General features: G+C 33.6%; 23 protein-coding genes. 12 read left to right on the top strand and 11 right to left on the bottom strand.

All coding sequences use genetic code 11. From position 1 onward, the window contains the following. Positions 1-5: 5 nt before the first annotated feature. Positions 6-764 carry an ABC transporter permease gene (locus C5F49_RS07185; protein ID WP_179362316.1) on the top strand — a complete coding sequence of 253 codons (759 nt, stop codon included), beginning with the start codon at positions 6-8 and terminating at the stop codon, positions 762-764. Between the two features lie 5 nt (positions 765-769). Here C5F49_RS07185 and C5F49_RS07180 read toward each other — a convergent pair whose 3' ends face one another. Continuing rightward, complete coding sequence (locus C5F49_RS07180; RefSeq protein ID WP_179362315.1) at positions 770-1,870, bottom strand: MFS transporter; 1,101 nt, start codon at positions 1,868-1,870, stop codon at positions 770-772. A gap of 113 nt (positions 1,871-1,983) precedes the next feature. On the opposite strand from C5F49_RS07180, the gene C5F49_RS07175 reads away from it, so the two are divergent. Together C5F49_RS07175 and C5F49_RS07170 are read left to right on the top strand one after the other, a co-directional pair. After that, positions 1,984-2,946, top strand: coding sequence for a homocysteine S-methyltransferase family protein (locus C5F49_RS07175; RefSeq protein ID WP_179362314.1), 963 nt, complete (start codon positions 1,984-1,986; stop codon positions 2,944-2,946). A 32-nt stretch (positions 2,947-2,978) separates the two neighbouring features. After that, the gene (locus C5F49_RS07170) at positions 2,979-5,477 is read left to right on the top strand and encodes a methionine synthase (RefSeq protein WP_179362313.1); all 2,499 of its coding nucleotides are present in this window, start codon (positions 2,979-2,981) and stop codon (positions 5,475-5,477) included. On the opposite strand, the gene C5F49_RS07165 is transcribed toward C5F49_RS07170, so the two are convergent. Then, entirely contained in the window at positions 5,474-6,211 is a 738-nt protein-coding gene (locus C5F49_RS07165; protein WP_179362312.1) for a 5,10-methenyltetrahydrofolate synthetase, read from the bottom strand. The genes C5F49_RS07170 and C5F49_RS07165 overlap by 4 nt on opposite strands. 74 nt (positions 6,212-6,285) lie before the next feature. Here C5F49_RS07165 and C5F49_RS07160 point away from each other — a divergent pair, with 74 nt between their 5' ends. Genes C5F49_RS07160 through C5F49_RS07150 form a run of 3 tightly spaced genes read left to right on the top strand, consistent with a single transcriptional unit; the run spans position 6,286 to position 7,561 of the window. Further along, positions 6,286-6,834: an NUDIX hydrolase gene (locus C5F49_RS07160; RefSeq protein WP_179362311.1), complete on the top strand. Its 549-nt coding sequence runs from the start codon at positions 6,286-6,288 to the stop codon at positions 6,832-6,834. 37 nt (positions 6,835-6,871) lie between these two features. Then, positions 6,872-7,030, top strand: coding sequence for a hypothetical protein (locus C5F49_RS07155; protein WP_008301622.1), 159 nt, complete (start codon positions 6,872-6,874; stop codon positions 7,028-7,030). Beyond that, the gene (locus tag C5F49_RS07150) at positions 7,031-7,561 is read left to right on the top strand and encodes a 50S ribosomal protein L31e (protein WP_179362310.1); all 531 of its coding nucleotides are present in this window, start codon (positions 7,031-7,033) and stop codon (positions 7,559-7,561) included. 35 nt (positions 7,562-7,596) lie between these two features. On the opposite strand, the gene C5F49_RS07145 is transcribed toward C5F49_RS07150, so the two are convergent. From C5F49_RS07145 to C5F49_RS07135, 3 genes are all read right to left on the bottom strand, one after another. Beyond that, a complete protein-coding gene (locus tag C5F49_RS07145) occupies positions 7,597-8,547 on the bottom strand; it encodes an FtsZ/tubulin family protein (RefSeq protein ID WP_179362309.1) in 951 nt (316 codons plus the stop codon). 73 nt (positions 8,548-8,620) lie between these two features. Then, complete coding sequence (locus C5F49_RS07140) at positions 8,621-9,889, bottom strand: tRNA (N(6)-L-threonylcarbamoyladenosine(37)-C(2))-methylthiotransferase (RefSeq protein WP_179362308.1); 1,269 nt, start codon at positions 9,887-9,889, stop codon at positions 8,621-8,623. Positions 9,890-9,892: 3 nt separating this feature from the next. Then, complete coding sequence (locus C5F49_RS07135) at positions 9,893-11,254, bottom strand: aspartate ammonia-lyase (protein WP_179362307.1); 1,362 nt, start codon at positions 11,252-11,254, stop codon at positions 9,893-9,895. A 126-nt stretch (positions 11,255-11,380) separates the two neighbouring features. On the opposite strand from C5F49_RS07135, the gene C5F49_RS07130 reads away from it, so the two are divergent. The 3 genes from C5F49_RS07130 (at position 11,381) to C5F49_RS07120 (ending at position 14,724) form a co-directional block, all read left to right on the top strand. Beyond that, the gene (locus C5F49_RS07130; protein ID WP_179363634.1) at positions 11,381-12,784 is read left to right on the top strand and encodes a multicopper oxidase domain-containing protein; all 1,404 of its coding nucleotides are present in this window, start codon (positions 11,381-11,383) and stop codon (positions 12,782-12,784) included. A gap of 68 nt (positions 12,785-12,852) precedes the next feature. Then, on the top strand, positions 12,853-13,785 hold the full coding sequence (locus C5F49_RS07125; protein WP_179362306.1) for a D-2-hydroxyacid dehydrogenase: 933 nt from the start codon (positions 12,853-12,855) through the stop codon (positions 13,783-13,785). Between the two features lie 174 nt (positions 13,786-13,959). Next, positions 13,960-14,724 carry a hypothetical protein gene (locus tag C5F49_RS07120; protein ID WP_343045178.1) on the top strand — a complete coding sequence of 255 codons (765 nt, stop codon included), beginning with the start codon at positions 13,960-13,962 and terminating at the stop codon, positions 14,722-14,724. Between the two features lie 3 nt (positions 14,725-14,727). Here C5F49_RS07120 and C5F49_RS07115 read toward each other — a convergent pair whose 3' ends face one another. Both C5F49_RS07115 and C5F49_RS07110 read right to left on the bottom strand, forming a co-directional pair. Then, entirely contained in the window at positions 14,728-15,243 is a 516-nt protein-coding gene (locus tag C5F49_RS07115; RefSeq protein WP_179362304.1) for a thr operon leader peptide, read from the bottom strand. Beyond that, positions 15,240-15,899 (bottom strand): hypothetical protein, encoded by a 660-nt coding sequence (locus C5F49_RS07110; protein WP_179362303.1) that lies wholly within the window; start codon positions 15,897-15,899, stop codon positions 15,240-15,242. Before C5F49_RS07110 ends, C5F49_RS07115 begins: the two co-directional genes overlap by 4 nt. 585 nt (positions 15,900-16,484) lie before the next feature. Between C5F49_RS07110 and C5F49_RS07105 the strand changes: the two genes are divergently transcribed. Then, positions 16,485-16,640, top strand: a complete 156-nt coding sequence (locus C5F49_RS07105; RefSeq protein ID WP_179362302.1) for a hypothetical protein — start codon at positions 16,485-16,487, stop codon at positions 16,638-16,640. A 2-nt stretch (positions 16,641-16,642) separates the two neighbouring features. On the opposite strand, the gene C5F49_RS09750 is transcribed toward C5F49_RS07105, so the two are convergent. Together C5F49_RS09750 and C5F49_RS07100 are read right to left on the bottom strand one after the other, a co-directional pair. Continuing rightward, positions 16,643-16,771 (bottom strand): hypothetical protein, encoded by a 129-nt coding sequence (locus C5F49_RS09750; protein ID WP_281361111.1) that lies wholly within the window; start codon positions 16,769-16,771, stop codon positions 16,643-16,645. Between the two features lie 85 nt (positions 16,772-16,856). Next, entirely contained in the window at positions 16,857-17,240 is a 384-nt protein-coding gene (locus tag C5F49_RS07100; RefSeq protein WP_179362301.1) for a hypothetical protein, read from the bottom strand. Between the two features lie 269 nt (positions 17,241-17,509). Here C5F49_RS07100 and C5F49_RS07095 point away from each other — a divergent pair, with 269 nt between their 5' ends. Then, positions 17,510-17,650: a hypothetical protein gene (locus tag C5F49_RS07095; protein WP_179362300.1), complete on the top strand. Its 141-nt coding sequence runs from the start codon at positions 17,510-17,512 to the stop codon at positions 17,648-17,650. A 27-nt stretch (positions 17,651-17,677) separates the two neighbouring features. After that, positions 17,678-18,811 carry a tetratricopeptide repeat protein gene (locus C5F49_RS07090; RefSeq protein WP_179362299.1) on the top strand — a complete coding sequence of 378 codons (1,134 nt, stop codon included), beginning with the start codon at positions 17,678-17,680 and terminating at the stop codon, positions 18,809-18,811. Positions 18,812-18,855: 44 nt separating this feature from the next. Here C5F49_RS07090 and C5F49_RS07085 read toward each other — a convergent pair whose 3' ends face one another. Both C5F49_RS07085 and C5F49_RS07080 read right to left on the bottom strand, forming a co-directional pair. Continuing rightward, a complete protein-coding gene (locus tag C5F49_RS07085; RefSeq protein ID WP_179362298.1) occupies positions 18,856-19,347 on the bottom strand; it encodes a hypothetical protein in 492 nt (163 codons plus the stop codon). Between the two features lie 50 nt (positions 19,348-19,397). Further along, positions 19,398-19,694: a hypothetical protein gene (locus C5F49_RS07080; protein WP_179362297.1), complete on the bottom strand. Its 297-nt coding sequence runs from the start codon at positions 19,692-19,694 to the stop codon at positions 19,398-19,400. Between the last annotated feature and the right edge of the window lie 21 nt (positions 19,695-19,715).

The following is a 19,715-nucleotide window of genomic DNA, read 5'->3' as shown; positions in this document are numbered from 1 at the left end:
TAATAATGGTAAAAAATTTCACACCTCACAGAATTGCATTTTACATTGGAATTATTGCAGTATGGCAAATTATTTCCATGGTCGGAATTTGGCCTGACAACATATTTCCTTCTCCATATGAGGTAGCAGAAGATTTAGCTTATGGTGTATCTGATGGTAGTTTGTTATATGGAATAGCAACTAGTATGTGGAGATTAGCTATTGGATTGGGAATAGCTATTGGTGGAGGAATTGTACTTGGAATATTTATGGCAAGGGTAGAGGTAATCAATCAAACTGTTGGTTCTCTAGTTTTAGGATTACAATCAATCCCATCAATTGCATGGGTTCCTTTGGCTATACTCTGGTTTGGATTAACTGATGGTGGAATAATCTTTGTCACTGCAATTGGCGCAATTTTTGCAGTTACAATTAACACCTATACTGGAGTCAAAAATATTAATCCGCACTTTATTGAGGCTGCTCGAAATATGGGTGCAAAGGGAAGTCAATTGATTACTGCGGTATTAATCCCTGCTGCCTTCCCATACATGATTTCAGGCTTTAAACAAGGCTGGGCATTTGCTTGGAGGGGTGTTATTGGTGCAGAAATCCTATTTTCGTTCCTAGGTTTGGGGTTCTTGCTTAATGCTGGTCGTTCCTTAAATGATGTATCTCAAGTAATTGGAATCATGGTGGTAATAATGGGAATTGGTCTTGCAGTTGATGGTGTGATTTTCAAAAGGGTTGAAAACAAAGTAATGTCTCGTTGGGGACTGAGATAGTTTTTTTATTTTTTAATTTTCAATGATACTACAAATGCACAAATGATTATTGCAATTGCAAAATACATTACGGCAACATAATCAAAAGTATATGCAATTGCTCCGGCTACTACGGGACCAATTACTGTTGCAATTGATAAAGTTGAACTAAATATTCCAGTAGATGTAGAGCGAGGATTATTTTCCATCAAGTGAAAGTTTCCACCAATAAACAAAAATGCCCATGTTGCTCCAACTAATGACATGAATGGCATTGCCATCCACCATTCTGTAACTACAGACAAACCTACAAAAACAAACGTTGTACCTCCAATTCCAATTTTAAATTTTGTTACATTGGATAGATGAATTTTACTTGCCATCACATTCATCAAAATAAATGCAGTCAGTGTATTTGCTATGTATACTATTGAAATATGATATATTTCCCCTCCTAACTTTTCTACAATCATTATAGGAAGAATTACCCATACTGCTGCTGCACCAATATGTCTTAGTAATAGTGATAAGAATAGAAATTTATTTTTTGATATTACTTTTTTAGTGGTTCCTGGAGTAATCTCTTTTACTTGTTCAGGATTTGGGAGTTTAATTGTAAATAACAATCCAATTAAAAATGAAGCAGCACTTAACAAGAAAATTAATTTAAGATCATTTGCAATTCCAGCAGCTGCAATTCCTGCAAGCCATCCTAGAGCATGAAATGAGATTACTGTTGCTGCTCTTTTTTTATCAATATTTGCCTCATAGGTATATGCAATCATTGCAGGAATCATAATTCCACTTGCAACCCCAGCTGCAATTCTCACCAAGAAAAACAAGCCAAGATCATCTGCAAAATAATGTAATCCAAAGGCAATGGCACATCCAATGAACCCAATTCTGATGAATTTGAGCCTGGTTCCTTTCTTATCTGAATGTCTTCCAAAGTAGATTTCAGATAAAATTTGAGCAAAACTAAATGATGCTACTAGTAGCCCAATTTCAAAAATAGAATCTGTAACTCCTTTTGCAATAATAGGCATGAAAACAAAGATTATGGAAATTCCAGCATGCTGAAAAAATGTGGCACTACGAACTAGATTATTGACTGATGTCTTTTGCATAAATGTACAAAAAAATTCTCACCCACCTAATTTCAACATACGTATCAATACCACAACATATGGTTATTTTTTCTGAAAAGAGTTAAACTGTGTTAAAATATTTTGAAATTAGGTTGACCGAAAAAGAGCCGTTCCTTGATGCAATGAAAAATCGTGTATTATTATTTGATGGTGCAATGGGAACTGAAATCCAAAGACATGATCCACAACCAGAAGATTTTCCTAATAATCAAGATGGTTTTAATGATGGATTAGTAATTACACATCCTGAATGGATTAAAGAAATTCATAGAAATTATTTGGATGCTGGGTCTGATTGCATTGAAACAAATTCTTTTGGTTCAAATAAAATTAAACTTGCTGAATATGGTTTTGGGGATCAAACAATTGAATTTAATAAAAAAATTGCCTTACTTGCATCTGAAGTTTGTGCAGAATATTCTGATAAACCGCGATATGTAATTGGGTCGATGGGTCCAACTGGTTATCTTCCAAGTTCTAATGATCCTGATCTTGGCCAAATACCGCTGGATGAAATACGTGAAGCATTTGAGTTACAAGCTGAAGGATTAATTCTTGGTGGTGTTGACGCATTACTGATTGAAACAAGCCAAGATCTTTTAGAAATCAAACTTGTCATAGAGGCATGTCATAATGCGATTAAAAAAACTGGTAAAAAAGTTCCAATTATTGCAAATACTACATTGGATCAATACGGAAAAATGCTACTTGGCACAAATGTCCAAGCTGCATACACAACTGTTTCTGATATGGGAATTGATATTTTTGGATTAAATTGTTCCACTGGACCTATCGAGATGAATCCTAGTGTTCAGTGGCTAGATGAGCAAAATGAACATAGCATATTGGTTGTTCCAAATGCAGGTATGCCTGAAAACGATGGAGGGCAAGCAGTTTACAAAATGACTCCTGAAAAAATGGGTAATGCCTTAGGTGATTTTCTTACTCAATACAAAAAAGTTCGAATTATTGGTGGTTGTTGTGGAACAAATCCTGAACACATCAGGGCCTTGAGGAAAGTAATTGACGAAAAAACCAGTTCTATTGAGGGTTAAGTATTTACGAAAATAGGTGTGATTTTACAATATTGACAGTTCCAAGAGTTAGTTCGGCATTGAAAGCAGTTGATCTAAAACAAGTTCCTGCTCCTTTGATTATTGGTGAGAGAATCAATACTCAAGGTTCTCGTAAAGCAAAGAAAATGGTTCTTGAAGATGATTATGAGGGCTTGGTTGATTTGGGGAGAATACAAGTTGAGGACGGTGCACATTGTCTTGATGTTTGTGTTGCAACTACGGAACGTGCAGATGAAAAAGAGTTTATGTTAAATTTAGTAAAACGATTAAGCTTAGAAATTGATGCACCACTAGTAATTGACTCTACAGATCCTGAAGTCATTGAAGCGTCTGTAATACAGATACCTGGAAGACCTATAATTAATTCAATAAATCTTGAAGGCGATGGAAGTAGATTTGAAAAACTAGCTCCTATCATGGCAAAGTATGGTTTACCTGCAATTGCATTGTGTATTGGCCCTGAAGGAATGGCTAAAACTTCTCAACAAAAAGTTGATACTGCAGAATTACTTTATGAAACAGGAAAAAAATATGGATTAAAAATTGAACAATTTATTTTTGATGTTCTTACATTTACTTTGGCCACAGGGGAAGATGAATTCCTTGATGCAGGAAAAAATACTCTAGAAGGAATTAGGCTAGTTAAAGAAAAATTTCCAAATTGTTTCACAACTTTGGGTCTTAGTAACATCAGCTTTGGTCTTGCACCCTATGCTAGAAAAATTCTCAATTCGGCATTCTTGTATCATGCAGTTAAAGCTGGTCTTGATTCTGCAATAGTTAATGCAAAAGAGATTATTCCTTATGGTGAAATTGATGAAAAGGAGAGAAAACTTGTAGATGATCTTATCTTTAACACGCATCCTGATGCATTATCTGATTTGATTACATATTTTGAAAATCTAGGATCTCAAGTTGGTACTGCTTCAAAGAAAGTTGATGTTGATCCATCCTGGCCTGCAGGAAAACGTGCGAATTTTAGAATTGTAAATAGACTCAAAGATGGAATTCAAAATGATGTTGTATCTGCAATTGCAGAGAAACTTGGGAAAGATGATATTATCAAAGATATTGATGGGGTTCTCTCCCTTGATGCTCCAAAAGAAGTTACACATGAAGGTGCCATTAGAACTCTCAACGAAGATTTACTTCCTGCAATGAAAGAGGTTGGCGATAAATTTGGTTCAGGAGAATTAATCTTACCTTTTGTTCTCAAGTCTGCGGAATGTATGAAAGCCTCAGTTGGCGAACTGGAAAAATATCTAGTAAAAGAGGAGGGAACAAGCAAGGGAGTACTTGTTTTGGGTACTGTTTATGGAGATGTTCATGATATTGGTAAAAATCTTGTAAAGACAATTTTTCAAAATAATGGATATACAGTACATGATTTGGGAAAACAAGTTCCATTACAAAAATTCATTGAAAAAATCGATGAAACAAAACCTGACGCAATTGGATTATCTGCATTGTTGGTATCTACTTCAAAACAGATGAAGTTCTTTGTAGAACATGCAAGAAAAAACAATATGACTGTTCCAATCCTTTGTGGTGGTGCTGCAATTAACAGTAATTACATAAATCGAATTGCAAAAGAAGATGGGATTTACGAACCTGGTGTATTTTACTGTAATACTATGTTTGAAGGTCTCAAAACAATGGATACTTTAGTTTCTGATGAAAAACCAAAACTTCTATCTGATTGGAAAGAAAAGTTAGAAAATTGGAAAGACAAATCTACTGCAACAATAGATCCTGATACTCTTCCAAAAAGTGAGATTAAGCCAGTTCAATCTCCTACTCCAAAAATAGTTGGAGAGCCAATTCGATTAAAATTAGATCAAATCAATATGGCTGAAGTTTGGACTATGATTGATAAAAAATCCCTATTCAAATTATCTTGGGGGTTGAGAGGAAAGGCAGGTTCTGAATCTCAAGATGAACATGAACAATTACTCACTGAATGGAAAATGAGAATTATTAGAGACAAACTCATTGAGCCTGAAATTGTTTATGGATATTTCAAATGTCACAATAAAGATAGAAAATTACTCGTTGAAAATCCTAATGGGAATGATGTGGAATTAGAATTCCCACGTTCTACAAAATCAGATCACTTGTGTCTTACTGACTATTTTGGCGATGATGATATTGTTGCATTTCAATCTGTAACTGTGGGGAATAAAGTGGCTGATATCATTGAACAGTGGAATAAAGAAGACAAGTATACTGATGCTTATTATCTACATGGGCTAGCAGTTGAAATTGCTGAGGCTTTAGCCGAATGGGTTAATCAGAGAATCAAAACTGAACTAAATTTGGAAAAAGGTGGTTTGAGATATAGTTGGGGATTTCCAAGTTGTCCTGATGTTGCACAACATCATTTGGTATGGAAATTATTACAACCAGAAAAATCTGGAATGACTTTAACTGAATCTGGGCAAATCATTCCTGAACAATCCACTGCAGCAATTGTAATACACCATCCAGATGCAAAATATTTTGTTCTTTAATTGGATAGTTTTTCTAAAAATTCATTCAATCCATTAAAGTCGCTAGGTGATGTTAGTAACACGTCTCCAGTTATTTCTTGTGTTTTGTGTAACAACTCTTCAAATTCTTTACTATATGATTCTAAATCTAAATTCAAAAACTTTGCCGATTTTTCATTTTTAGGTGATGGATACAGGAGAATTGGTATTATTGAAAATCCCTTTAGATTGTCTGATAGACTTTGAACCTGTTCTATGTTTTGAATAACTTGAGTCATGAATCCTTTGGGATTTGCATCTATTTTTTTTCCAATTTTGGAAAAATTAGGCTTGTTTGATATTGAAAGATACAACTCAATTTTAGTATCAATTCCTTGTTGTTTCAATCTCTTTACAGTGGTACTTGGAAGTTGACCTGAATCTTCTTTACCTGTTTGAGATGGGTCTCCCATTAAAATCAAAATTCCTGAAAATCCTATTGTGATACAATTTTTTACAAATTCTAAAATTTCATCTTCGCTCTTATCTCTAACTCTTAGACTAACTGTAATTGGTAAATTTGGAATTTCTCGCTTAATTATTTTACCAACTTCAATTGGGGATACTCTTTGAAAACCTAATACATTTTCTGTTAAATGAATTGCATCACATTTTTTTGAAATAATTTTTATTTTATCTACAAATTTTTTAATTGATTCATTTGTATCTACATCAGGTAGAATTTTGGGAGGATTAGCTTCATACCTAACTGTCATATTTTCAATTCTTTTATCCTTGGTTAAAACCTTTGAATACCAAAACCCATATGGAATAGTAGGAAAGAACCACGATGCTTTTAGATGAATTAAAATCCAACCTTTCTACTAAAATTAATCCTAAAATTGAATCTGATGGAAAATATCGTTTAGCATCAGTACTGGTAGTGATTTATGGTAAAGAACCAATTGTTGTAATGACTGAAAAACCAAAACATATGACATTTCATGCTGGTGAAATTTCATTTCCTGGTGGAAAATTGGAATCTGCTGATTCAGATCTTTTAGAAACTGCATTACGTGAAACAAATGAGGAGATTGGACTTGAAATTTCTCCAGAACAAGTGATGGGTCAATTGGAACCGGTTGTAACATTAAATTCTGGATTTTTGATTTTACCATTTATTTCAGTAGTAGATAAAGTCCCTACACTTTCAGCCAACGCAGAAGTTGAAAAAATTTTTCATATTCCACTAGAGTCATTTTTAAAAACTGGAGCAAAGGATCCAGATCCATCTCATAATATTATTCAAGAAATGTATACATTTGAATATCAAAATCAAATTGTCTGGGGAGCTTCTGCTAGAATTTTAAAACAGATTCGAGATTGCCTAAAATCCTGAGATTCATTTAAAAAGAGCTCTTCGTGCCTGAAAATCTATGGCTGCACGTAAGTCCTCTCCAAGGAAAATCCGTCTACTCAAAAAGACTAGACAAACATCTGCAGTACCTGCATGGATTATTCTCAAAACAAAGAGAAATGTTAGAACCAATCCAAAACGTAGAGCTTGGAGATCAACTGATGTGGAGGTCGGATAGATGTCTCAAGAATTAGAACGAGTTTATACAATTCCACTTGGTAAAGTAAAAATTTCACAATCTCAACATAGAGCTGTTAGAGCAATTAACATGATTAGAGAATTTGCTCGACATCACATGAAAGTTGAGACAATCAAAATAGATGAAGAATTAGCTCGCGAAATTTGGGCAAAAGGGGTTAGGAATCCTCCACGAAAAGTTAGAGTAAGAATGACTAAAACTGATGAAGGATTCATTCTCGTTTCTAGATATGATGAAGATGCAGAATCTAAAGTAACTCCTGAAAAAGAAACCAAAAAAGTTTCAGATAAAGTAGAAGAACCAGCTAAAGAAGCACCAAAGAAAGAAGAACCAGCTAAAGAAGCACCAAAGAAAGAAGAACCAGCTAAAGAAGCACCAAAGAAAGAAGAACCAGCTAAAGAAGCACCAAAGAAAGAAGAACCAGCTAAAGAAGCACCAAAGAAAGAAGAACCAGCTAAAGAAGCACCAAAGAAAGAAGAACCAGCTAAAGAAGCACCAAAGAAAGATTAATTCTTTTCAAAAAATTATAATTTTAAAAAATAAATTTATTCTAATTGATACAAGTCTAATTCACAATCAATACTGCAGTCTGGTGTTGACCAATCAAGTGTATCTTCTTGTGGAATCATTCCTAAAGGATCGTAGTTATCAAATTTTGTCATTCCTTGAATTGATGATAACATTACAACTTTGGATTCTTCTACAGATGATGTCATGTCAATCTGTGAATTGCTTTCATTAACAATTCCTGCTGTAAGGTTTGTAATTGAATTAATAACTCCTACTGGGATATTGCTTCCTCCAACTACATACAACATTGAACGTTTAACTGAATTTGGAGGTGCATTTCCATAAAGCATTTTGAGTGAATCTCTTAGTGAGTCTTCAATATGTTGACCATTTTTGCTTGTGGATAGAATGCTTGTTTCATTGGATATTTCTGAAGAACCTAATGAACCTACAACATGCATCATTGCAGAATTTGCAATTTCATAACATGCTTTTGGACTCAAATCTGGGTTGCTTTCTAGCAATGAATCATTATCAAGTACAATTGTGCATTTTGAGTTTTCTCTTACTCTTTTTAGTGATACTCCTGAATTGAAAATTCTATCTTTCTCATATTTGAAAGGCATAATTGCAAAGGAAACTAATCCTGCATCTGCTTCTTTACACATTTCAGATACTACGGGTGCTATGGCTGAGCCTGCTTTACCTGCTAAATTACTCATTAAGACAACTGTGGAATAACCTGAAATTTTTGATTTTATTTCATCGGCAACTTTGTATGTTGAGCCTCTGATTAATTGGACTGATGGATTAACTACTGATTCAGTAGAAACATGAACTGATGGAATTTCTGATGATAAGTCATTTTTATCGTTACTAATTACTAGACAATCTGAATTTAGAGCATTTTTTGCTTCTATTGCTAATTTTGAGCCTACGCCACCCAGGCCTATAACTAATACTGGTTCTTTAACTTGGAAGCTCATTTCTGATCTTATTTTCTGATTTAGATAAAAAACCTTCTTACGTTTTTTTAATCAAATTTTAGATCGAAAAAATTTAGCTTGCGATCTTACCAATCAATCTCTTCACAGTGGCATTTGTGATTTCAACTGTATGTGATTGGCCTAATTCCACCTTATCTTCAACTGCTATAGGCTTGTAAGCAAAGTTTCTACCCTTTATCCCCTCTTCTGTCATTTCATCAAATAGGACTTTGCCTTTCCAACCGATCCATTTTTGATTGCTCTCCATTGACAATTTACTGATCTGCTCAAAAATTATCTTGGTTCTTCGCTTAACTTCTACTGCATCAATTTGATCCAATTCCGCAGCATCTGTTCCTGGTCTTGCACTATATTTTGATAGATTAACTACATCTGGCTTTGTTTCATCTAGTAATGCTATTGTTTTTTGGAATTCTTTTTCTGTTTCAGTTGGGAAACCTACAATGATATCTGTGGAAATAGTAAAGTCTCCAAATTTCTCTCTCACTTTATTTACAATCTCTCTAAACGTTCCAGATGTATGGCCTCGCTTCATATCGTTTAGTACTTTGTCACTTCCACTCTGTACTGGAATATGTAAAAATTTGAAAACTTTATCGTTATCAAAAGATTCAATTAAATTTTCTTTAATTCTTGGCATGTACATTGGGTTCATCATGCCAACTCGTATCATGAAATCATTTGGAATTTCAGAAACTGCGTTCACTAATGATGGTAAATCTGTACCAATATCAAATCCATAACATCCATTATCTGTAGATGTTAACCACACTTCTTTACATCCTTCTTTGATTTCTGTTTGAACTTGTCTTACAATGTCTCCTAATCTGTAACTTGAAAGATCTCCTTTAGATAATTTGGTTTGACAAAATGTACATTCACTCATACATCCACTTGCAATCTCTACAATTCCTACTGTCGGGTTTAGTCTTACTTTGGGAAGTCCAACCTTGGATAAGTCAGTGTCTTCTAATGCAATTTGCTTTCTTCCTTCTAGAGTTGAATTAATCACTTGAAGTGTTTTTCCTAATGAATTTGGCCCTAGTAGACTTGCATTCTCTGAATATTTCTCCACATTTTCTTTTTCAGCTTTTGGAAGACATCCTGCTACGATGAGTGGTTTTGATTTTAATGAATTAATCCTATACATCATTTTATTTGCAGTTGAATCTTTTACAGAACAAGTGACTACGATATTTAGATCCGAATCTGATGAATTATCCGATAAAGTATGCCCTCCATTCAAAATTAGTCCTGAAATCATTTCTGAATCTGCAAAACTTGCAGAGCATCCATAAGCTTCTACAAAGATCTTTGCCATAATCTATCCAAATAGAGAATCAATTTCTTTGTTGCTCATTAGTTTCTTTGAAACTACAAGTTCTCTGATGGTTTTTCCAGTTTTCAATGATTCTTTGAAAAGTTCTGCAGACTTTAGATATCCAATTTTTGGAGTTAACAATGTGACAATTACAGGGCTATTTTCAATATCTTCACGTAATTTGTCTTTGTTAGCTGTTAATCCGTCAATTAGATTTGCAGAAAATATTGGCAAGAAGTTTTTTAGCATGTCAGTTGATTCCAACATACATTTTAGCATTCCAGGAAGCATAACGTTTAGCTCAAACTGTCCTCCTTGAGCTGCACACGAAACTGCTGTATCATTTCCAATAATGTTAAAGCAAATCATGTTCATGCATTCTGCCAATGATGGGTTTACTTTTCCAGGCATGATTGATGAACCTGCATGAACTGCAGGAATTCCTAGTTCTGCCAATCCTGCGATTGGACCTGATGCCATTAATCTAATGTCGTTTGAAATTTTACCAATTTCAATTGCCAAATTTCGTAAAGCACTTGATAAGTTTGCTACTGCAAATTTACTTTGTAAACTATGTTGCATATCTTTTTCTGGTTTTAATGATAATTTTGAAATCTTTCCTAGTTCTGCTATAGCAATTTTTCTATATCCTTTTGGTGTGTTAGCTCCAGAACCTACAGCAGTACCTCCGAGTGCAACATTTTGTAATTCTTTTTGTGCATCGATAATTTCTTTTCTAGCTTTAGTAATTGATGTAACATATGCTGCAAATTCACTACCTAATGTCACTGGTAATGCATCCATCAGGTGAGTTCTTCCAATTTTCTTAAATGATGAAAATTGTTTTGCTTTTTTAGATAATGATTTTATCAAAATATCAATTGCAGGAATAGTCTCTTTAAGATTCATCAAAATTGCAACATGCATTGCAGTAGGGTATGTATCGTTACTTGATTGAGACATGTTGACATGGTCATTTGGGTGAAGGAATTCATACTGTCCTTTCTTTTTATGTAGTACCTCTAATGCAACATTTGAAATAACTTCATTTGAATTCATGTTAAACGCAGTACCTGCTCCAGAATTTATCATATCTACTACGAATTGATCAACATATTTTCCATCTAGAATTTTGTCACATGCTGTAACAATTGCTTTTCCTCGTTTTGTATCAATTGCCTTTGTTTTCATATTTGCAACTGCTGCTGAGCGTTTTATCATTACAAATGACTTGATTAAATTTTCATGGCTCTTGTTTCCAGTTACGTGATATTGCTTGATTGCTCTTCCTGTGAATGCACCATAATATGCATCTGCTGGGATTTTGACTTTTCCAAGTGAATCTTCATCTAATCTAAATTTCATGATGACTATACTAATTTCCCACCATTATTCATTCTTTTTCAGATCTTTTCAAAAAATTACGTACCAATAATGGGAATTATTATATAGGAATTGTAAAGTCCTTGCTTTATGAATAAGCGTATTAGCATGCTCTTCACAATTGCAGCAGTAGCTGTAATGGGAGCAACCTTATTCGGAAGCACATACACACAAACCCAAATTAGCGGACAATCCCTTGACATGACCCAAATGGATGTCGATGTCATGGATCAAATTCGTAATATGGGCGGTTTACAACTTGTAATGCCTCAAGCATTTGCAGAAACTGATTGTGGTGCACTTGCACAAACTGGACGCACTGTCGTCGAGTTTGATTTGACTGGTGAAAGTGTCGAACTTCCAATTATGGGAGGAAAAACTTACAACGCCATGACCTTTAGTGGACAAGTCCCAGGACCAACACTAAGAGTTACACAAGGTGATGTTGTAAAAATGACATTAACAATTCCAGCCGATGAAGTTACTGGACACGGTAACGATATGCACGCATCTCAAATATCTGCTAGCGCATTCGAGTCTGTCAATCCTGGTGAAACAAGCATGTACTGCTACATTGCAGAATCTGCTGGTGTCTTCAAATACCACTGTTCTGGTGTCAAATTAATTGGCATGGATCAACACGTTCTTTCCGGCATGTACGGAATTGCAATCGTTGATCCTGTTAATGGATACAAGAAATTAATGGTAGAGAAAACTTCAGTTAGTAACGGCAAAGTTTCATTAGATAGACAATTCTACGATGCAGACGCATTAGAGTTCCAACTCCAATACAATCAATTGTACCTAACACCTGAAGGTAATTATGATGCTGGAAAAATGTTCAAGCACCAAAACACTGCAACAGTTGTTAATGGAATGCAATTTGGTTATGTACCAAACATGGCTCATAACTTACTCGTCAATGGCGATGTAAACAAGAACATCTTTGTCGCACAACCATGGAATGGACTTGAACACAAGCAATACCAATCACAACTCTTGTTTGTTGAAAATGATCAACACGTGAGACTCTTTATTGAAAACCAAGGTAACGAACCAGTTTTCTTCCACATTGTTGGAGAAATCTTGGACAGAGTTACACAAGGTAATAGAGTACAATCCGCAGCAACTGAAACATGGTTACTCGGAGGTTCACAAAACATGATTGTTGACTTGGTCTTTGATGAACCAGGTGCATATGCAGCAGTAAACCATGATTATGCAGCAATTTACACTGGCGCAGCTACAGTATTTGTAGCAGGTGACCCATTCGGCTTGAACCCAGTTCTAGTTGAGAAAGGAGTTATCCCAGCACCAGTAGCATCTTATGCATACGCTTTAGGCAATCCAAGTGATGCTGTCCCTCCAATGGGAAAGAACAGTATTGCTCATCCTGCACTAAACATTCACGGTTTATACACTGATGAAGTAGCTTCTGAAATGCAAGCAAGTGGCGATTATGTCGCATTATGGGAAGTAATTCCTGTAGTAGCAGAAATCCTTACTTCTTGATCTTTTAACATCTTTTTTTCTTTTTATTTTCTTAATGAATTATATTCCGTTGTTCATTTTCTATTCTTATGGGATTTGAAGACTCTGTACTAATTTGTGATGAAGTCGATCCTATACTGAATAAAATTCTGATTGATAATGGACTAAAAGTTTCATATGAACCCGAAATTACTCCTGAACAAATAATAGAAAAAATTTCCACTTTTAATATTGTAATTGTTCGAAGTCGAACTACAATTACAAAAGAAATGATCGAGAAAGCAGATAATTGCAAGATTATTGCACGTGTTGGAGTTGGATTAGACAATGTTGATCAAGAAGCAGCTAAAACAAAAGACATCCGTGTGATTAATGCAGTTGAAGGTGCAATGAATGCCGTTGCAGAATTAGTTTTAGGTTTAATGCTATCTCTTGCAAGACAAACTAGCAGAGGGGATAGAGCAATTAGAAATCAACAATGGCTTAAAAAAGAACTCAAAGGAACTGAACTACGAGGAAAATATTTAGGAATTATTGGTTTAGGAAACATTGGTAAAAGATTGGGAAGACTTGCACGTGCATTAAACATGAATATTATTGGTTATGATGTAGTGCCAATTGATGAGGAATTTGCAAAAGAAGTTGGTTTGATGAAAGCTGATTTGAACACTCTGTTACAAAGTTCTGATTATGTTTCTATCCATGTTCCACTTTTAGATTCGACTTACCATCTTTTAGATGCAGAAAAAATGTCAACAATGAAAAAGACTGCAAAAATTATCAACACTTCGAGAGGTGGGGTTGTTGATGAGGATGCTCTTTACAATGCTCTCAAAAATGGCACATTGGGTGGTGCTGCATTAGATGTGTTTGAAAAAGAACCTGCAATTGGAACAAAACTTGCAGAACTAGATAATGTAATTTTAACACCACACATAGGGGCTCAAACTAAAGAGGCACAATCATTGGCAGCAAATGTAATTGCTGAAAAGATTATTCAAATTCTTCGTGGCGTAATCTAGTATTATTTCTGCCTGAACTTTAAAAATAAGTAAAAAAGTTGACTTTTACGTGATTTATTATCGTCTCTTCGTTTTTAACGTCAATTTGGAATTCAAAATATACAAATGAATAATTTAGCTGTAAAGGAACTCTATTCGGAAAAACACACACAGTTACCTAGTGTTAATTCTCTCTTGAAAATATCCCTTGGATTAATCTTGTTTACTATGATTTCAACTGCATTAGTTTATGCAGAAACAATGCCTGTTGATATAGATGGAACTTCTTATGATGTAGAATATTCTGTAACTGGAATGACTGTTTCTGGAATTGAGGCTGATACTGAATTCATCTCATTAATTTTAACTGTAGATGTAACTGAATCAAATGGATCATTAGACATTACACTAGATCGTACTTTCTTTGATTCAACATATGAGGGAGTAGATGAAGACTTTTTTATTTTAGCAGATGATGATGAAGCTAATTTTTCAGAAACAACTACTTTAACTCAAAGAATTTTAAATATTGATGTCCCATCTGGAACTCAAACTATTGAAATTATTGGTTCTGTATTTGGACAAACTCTAGAGGAAACACCAGTTGAAGAGACACCTGTAGAGGAAACACCAGTTGAAGAGACACCTGTAGAGGAAACACCAGTTGAAGAGACACCTGTAGAGGAAACACCAGTTGAAGAGACACCTGTAGAGGAAACACCAAAAACCCAATGTGGTCCTGGAACAATTCTCAAAGATGGAGCATGTGTATTAGATGAACGATGTGGTCCTGGAACAATTCTCAAAGATGGAGCATGTGTATTAGATCCAACATCACAATCATCAAGTTCTAGTGGAAAAGGAATGGGCAAAGAGGCAATAATGGGATTTGTTGTAGCATTTCTAGGTGCTGGAATTGTTGCAGTTGTTTTTGGAATAATTGCTAGAAGCCAGAGATAATATTTAATTACAAGACAAATCTTCTGCATTCATCATTTTATCAAAATCAAAACCTGATATCTGAGTTGTAGATGAGTATGGAATTAATCCTAAAATTGGTATATCTGCCTTAACAACTACGATGAATTGATTTGGGTCTAGTCTAATGTCTCCTCCATCAAATTCAAAATCTAATGTTATGAAAATATGCTGAGATGCTGATAATTCTTCTGAAGAAAAAATCCCCTGTTGTACTGTTGATGACATCGGATTTATTGTGGATGGCTCTACTGAGAATGAACCTAAATTACTTGCCTCAAAATATGGGACGATTTCAAATTTTTCAAAACTCATCCAAAATGGCACGGTATTACATAATTCAATTTCTCCATGATTGGACATTGTAAAAAAATTAAACTGTCCTGGGCTGTCCCATCTGTATTCTAATTGATGCATGCCAATTACACTAAATCCCCAATGTGCAAATGGCAAAACTATTACAATTATTGCAATAGTTGTAATGATTGAATGTTTATTCATATTTCATTTTCTATTTTTTCTGGAAATCCAATAATATTTCTTTCAAGCAAGTTATTCATAGCATTAGAAAAACTATCGTCAGATATTGCGCCTTCTAACCACCAGTAACCAATATTTTTCACCCATTCAGGAACTTCTACATCATATACGTTATCTTCATTTATTTCAAATGGAATATTTACTAATTTAATATCTACATATTTTTGAAATGCATCTAATAGAAATCCATCTGAGATATTTCCAGAAAGCCAGTTTGCCATTATTGGTTTAATTAATTCTGGAATACAAATGGAGTCTGATTCTATTAATTCAAATTCTGCAGAAGTTGCTGCTCCTGAATATTCCACATCGATGAGATATTTTCCTAATGGAAATATTTCTGCTTCAAATGGGATTAATGAAGGGATGGGATTTTGTAATCCTGTTATTGCTATTGGTATGGCACTACTGCCTTTTCCTGATTCATCACTAATGTGAATTATTGCAGGATCTCCAGTTACTTCAGAAACCTCAATTGTATAGAATAATTTTTCACAATAACTGTATGTGGTTTGTTCCATAATTATTGAAATTGATGGCTCTGCATGAACTAGGGGTAAAAAAGGAATAATCCCAATAAAGAAGAATATTGATAATGTTGATGTTTTAGATATCATCTTTTCTTAAAATTCACACTGCTCAATAAAAATCTCAAAGTAATACTGAGGAATCTTTTTTAATAACTTTAGCCGACTTTAATTATCGAGTTTTCTGCGGAAGCAAAATCTTTGGGTGTGTGGCTTGTGAAACCCCACTCAAGGAAATTTTCATTGGTTAGCGTTGCTTAGATGTGCTCTTGGATTTACAGTTGGAGAAGTGGGTGTTATTGACTTTTTTATGACTAAAATAATGATTCAGATTTTAAAATAATAAGTGCGTCATCAGGACTGTGCTGTCTGGATACGAAGGCATCACTATGACATGCTATGTCTATGCCGCACAGATTAGATTATGGCGAATTTAATATTAAAGATATATTATTTTGATTTAATTCTGAATCAAATCAACTAGAATCCATCTTAATAATTTGAATCACTCTCATGATGTAGTGAATTCGTGATAAGACAGCTGTACACTCCATTCAGTACAGGTCTGCCTTCATTTGAATTCACTAAAAAATGATAATTCAAACGATGTAGAGTTTTTAGATAAATGATAATCCTCAAAGTTATATTTTTAGTATAGAATGTATTTTAAAAATTATGCATGTTGAAACAGTTCAAACAGAGGAATTATCCAAATTAGATGCTCTTGTAAATGAGATAGTTGAGCAGAGAAAAATTGTCGATATTAAACTGACAACTACTGTATACCAAGAAAAAATTCTATATACTGCCCTTGTAATTCTTGATGATTAAATCTACTTTCCTTTAATCTCTTTTTTTAATTCCTCTAAGGATTCCAGATATTCTTTTTTCATTAAATTTTCAGGAACTGTTTTGTTGTTCTTATTTTTTTGTGGTGCTTTAACTTTTTTTGGTTCAGTCATACCTCAAATGTGTCATTCAAGTATTAAACGCTTGACACTGCAAAAAATATGAAATTGCTTTTTTGTAGAGATCCTATCAAACTATTCATTTGATAGGATTCCCTGACAATATCTTTTGAATACGTTTTACGATGTCGCTTGGGTTCCCTGCATTATCTAGTGAAACTACAAGAAGCATTTCGCTATTGATTGGAAATATTGCTCTTATCAAATTATCATAAACTTGAAGAGTATAGTGGGTATTTCCAATTTTTTCAGAAATAGAATTTCTAAAATTCCATGATTCAATAGTGTGTTTTAAAGCCATTTTGTTCTCTGCTTCAGTTAGTAGATCTACTACCCCGTCCATTTTACGCCTAAAGATACTGTTACCTTTTAAATCATAAATCATTACGTATCGTATATTTCCAGAAACATGCATGATGCTGTTTAGGAATTTTTCTTGATTTACCAGTTTTAGTTGTTCCATAACGAAGTGTCATGTGATTGCAATAATTAATGAAAATGGAAGTTGATTTAATTCAGAATGAACTCAACTATGGATTAGATTTTAAATAATTTCCCTTAAATTACCATGATGATAAAATATCGAGAAATAATAACCGAAAACAAGGCATATGACAAATCAATGCATTGTGATTATTGTGGATGTAAGTTAAAAATTCAAGAAGATTATTGTTCTGAACCTTGTAAACAGAAAGATTCAGTTTGGCATAGGAATGATGAGGATTAAACACAATGTCGTATTCAAATTCTAATGATGAACATTCTATTGAGGAACAATTTGAAAAGATATACCCCCAGTATGATTATTCACTAGAGTCTACATATCGTGAAAAAGATATGAGAAAAAGAAAAAGAATGAAAACAATGGATTAATGGTTGTTCTTAAAATGGAGATAAAAAATGAAATTAGTTCTAATTTTAATAATTTTAGGAACAATTTCAACTGTTTTTCCTGTAGTATATGGTCTAACTAACCTCGAAGAAACTCAATATCTGGATAATTTCACTCGTCTTTACCAAGAAAAAAAATATGAAGAGTCAATTATAGAATTAGACAAAATTTTAGAAGTTGATCCAGATAATGTCACAGCATTAAATAAAAAAGGCAATGTTCTCTTAACTCAAGGAAAATATGTTACTGCGTTACAAACTTTTGAAAGAGCATTTACTATTGACCCAAAAAGCTTTGATTCCATGAATGGTCTTGGTAACTCGTATTATAATTTAGACCGTTATAATGATGCAATAAAACAATATGAGCAAGTTTTAAAAAAAGATCGTAAAAATATAGATGCTCTACTTGGAAGTGGAAATGTGTTGTTAAAAGTAGAACAATATGATGATTCTATTCTGTTCTTTAATCTTGTATTGGCAATAGATCCAAACAATTTACCTGCTCTGATAGGAAATGCAAATGCTCTATTATCTGTCAACCAATACAAACTATCATTAAGTTTGTTTGAAAAGATTCTTGAAATTGATTTAAACAATATAGATGCTCTTAATGGAAAAGGTCAAATATTTTTAGACCTTAATCAATATGAAAAGTCAAGAATTGCTTTTTTAGCTGCACAAGAAGTTGATCCTGAAAATATTACTACATTACTTGGTCTTGCTGAACTAAATTTTTTAGAGAAAAAAAATATCAAATCTCAGAAACTATATGAAACCATTCTTTCCATTGATCCTGATAATACTCGGGCCTTAATTGGAGAAGCATCTGTTCTTGTGGAATTGGGACGATTTGAAGATGCAATGGAGTATTTTGATGAGGCATTGGAAGTAGATCCTAATAATTTAGATGCTCTAAATGGGAAAGATATGATTATGAATGATAGAGTAAATGACTCTCTTGATTTGATTCTAGTGGTTACTATAATTGGAAGTATCACTTCGGTTGTTTCATTTTTTGTTGTTCTATTCAAAATTAAAGAAAATGCTGAATTAAAAGCAAAATTAACTATGTCAAATGAACAGATTGAGGATTTAGTAGATAAAATGATGAAGAGTATGGGGAAACCTCAAACAAAGTGATTGATCTAAAAATTGAAATTTATTTAATTTTGAACTAGATGAATTCAAATTTGTAATTCTTTTAATGCCATTCTTGCAGCAATTCTAGCTGTTTTTGATGCTATTGTTGCTTTTACAATTTCATTTTCTGCAACCATCGCTGCACGAATTGATGATTCTATTTGTATATTGTATGTTTTTTGATATTTTTTTTCTAGTTGTGGGGTTGTCATTTTCTTTGATGTGATCAATGCAGCATTAGCTGATTTCCTTGATACAATTGCAGCATATTTTGCATTTCTAGTATGAGTAATTGTTTTTGATGTTTCTTTTTTTACTGCAGCTAATCTAGATTTTGCTCTAGATTCAGCTAGTTTAGCTCCTTTCATTGCTTTATCTGTACTTGAAACCACGCTTTGCATAATTTTACTTAATTTTGCAATATGTTCAGGGTGGGAATTAAATTTTTTTGCGAGAAGTTTTTTTGATGTATTTCTAACGATTTTTGCATTGTGAATTGCCTTTGTTGCATTTTCTATGTGGGGATCTATCTTCATACTGTATTTCATATCTTGATGTCACAATTTATGCTTATGTAAAATTAGAATTATAGTTTTTCACATTTTCCACCTGCTTTCTTCCAACTTTTTCCACCTTGATGTTTACATTGTGTTTTTGTAACTTTTCTGGATCTTACTCCTTTACAATTTTCTTCAAGATAACATGTCCCGACAACGATTTTACTTGGTTTTTTGTGTGTAATGTGTTTTTTATGAACCGTTTTTGTCTTTATTTTTCCCGCTGAAAGTGTAGGTGCTTTTTTTACAATACGTTTACGTTTAGAAATTAAAGGTTTTTTTATTTTAGGAATTTTTGGTTTTCTAATTGGTCTTTGTATTGACATGATTAATATTGAACAATTTAC

It is taken from the genome of Nitrosopumilus oxyclinae (assembly GCF_013407165.1).
GTDB lineage: Archaea > Thermoproteota > Nitrososphaeria > Nitrososphaerales > Nitrosopumilaceae > Nitrosopumilus > Nitrosopumilus oxyclinae.
This window is presented reverse-complemented; position numbering and strand designations above follow the sequence as displayed.

Excerpts from the sequence above, each read along its gene's own strand:
- C5F49_RS07155 (WP_008301622.1), top strand. The coding sequence starts at position 6,872 with ATGGCTGCACGTAAGTCCTCTCCAAGGAAAATCCGTCTACTCAAAAAG.
- C5F49_RS07145 (WP_179362309.1), bottom strand. The coding sequence starts at position 8,547 with ATGAGCTTCCAAGTTAAAGAACCAGTATTAGTTATAGGCCTGGGTGGC.
- C5F49_RS09750 (WP_281361111.1), bottom strand. The coding sequence starts at position 16,771 with ATGACTGAACCAAAAAAAGTTAAAGCACCACAAAAAAATAAGAACAAC.
- C5F49_RS07080 (WP_179362297.1), bottom strand. The coding sequence starts at position 19,694 with ATGTCAATACAAAGACCAATTAGAAAACCAAAAATTCCTAAAATAAAA.
- C5F49_RS07130 (WP_179363634.1), top strand. The coding sequence starts at position 11,381 with ATGCTCTTCACAATTGCAGCAGTAGCTGTAATGGGAGCAACCTTATTC.
- C5F49_RS07180 (WP_179362315.1), bottom strand. The coding sequence starts at position 1,870 with ATGCAAAAGACATCAGTCAATAATCTAGTTCGTAGTGCCACATTTTTT.
- C5F49_RS07115 (WP_179362304.1), bottom strand. The coding sequence starts at position 15,243 with ATGAATAAACATTCAATCATTACAACTATTGCAATAATTGTAATAGTT.
- C5F49_RS07095 (WP_179362300.1), top strand. The coding sequence starts at position 17,510 with ATGTCGTATTCAAATTCTAATGATGAACATTCTATTGAGGAACAATTT.
- C5F49_RS07105 (WP_179362302.1), top strand. The coding sequence starts at position 16,485 with ATGCATGTTGAAACAGTTCAAACAGAGGAATTATCCAAATTAGATGCT.
- C5F49_RS07085 (WP_179362298.1), bottom strand. The coding sequence starts at position 19,347 with ATGAAGATAGATCCCCACATAGAAAATGCAACAAAGGCAATTCACAAT.
- C5F49_RS07135 (WP_179362307.1), bottom strand. The coding sequence starts at position 11,254 with ATGAAATTTAGATTAGATGAAGATTCACTTGGAAAAGTCAAAATCCCA.
- C5F49_RS07160 (WP_179362311.1), top strand. The coding sequence starts at position 6,286 with ATGCTTTTAGATGAATTAAAATCCAACCTTTCTACTAAAATTAATCCT.
- C5F49_RS07110 (WP_179362303.1), bottom strand. The coding sequence starts at position 15,899 with ATGATATCTAAAACATCAACATTATCAATATTCTTCTTTATTGGGATT.
- C5F49_RS07100 (WP_179362301.1), bottom strand. The coding sequence starts at position 17,240 with ATGGAACAACTAAAACTGGTAAATCAAGAAAAATTCCTAAACAGCATC.
- C5F49_RS07165 (WP_179362312.1), bottom strand. The coding sequence starts at position 6,211 with ATGACAGTTAGGTATGAAGCTAATCCTCCCAAAATTCTACCTGATGTA.
- C5F49_RS07125 (WP_179362306.1), top strand. The coding sequence starts at position 12,853 with ATGGGATTTGAAGACTCTGTACTAATTTGTGATGAAGTCGATCCTATA.
- C5F49_RS07150 (WP_179362310.1), top strand. The coding sequence starts at position 7,031 with ATGTCTCAAGAATTAGAACGAGTTTATACAATTCCACTTGGTAAAGTA.
- C5F49_RS07140 (WP_179362308.1), bottom strand. The coding sequence starts at position 9,889 with ATGGCAAAGATCTTTGTAGAAGCTTATGGATGCTCTGCAAGTTTTGCA.
- C5F49_RS07185 (WP_179362316.1), top strand. The coding sequence starts at position 6 with ATGGTAAAAAATTTCACACCTCACAGAATTGCATTTTACATTGGAATT.
- C5F49_RS07090 (WP_179362299.1), top strand. The coding sequence starts at position 17,678 with ATGAAATTAGTTCTAATTTTAATAATTTTAGGAACAATTTCAACTGTT.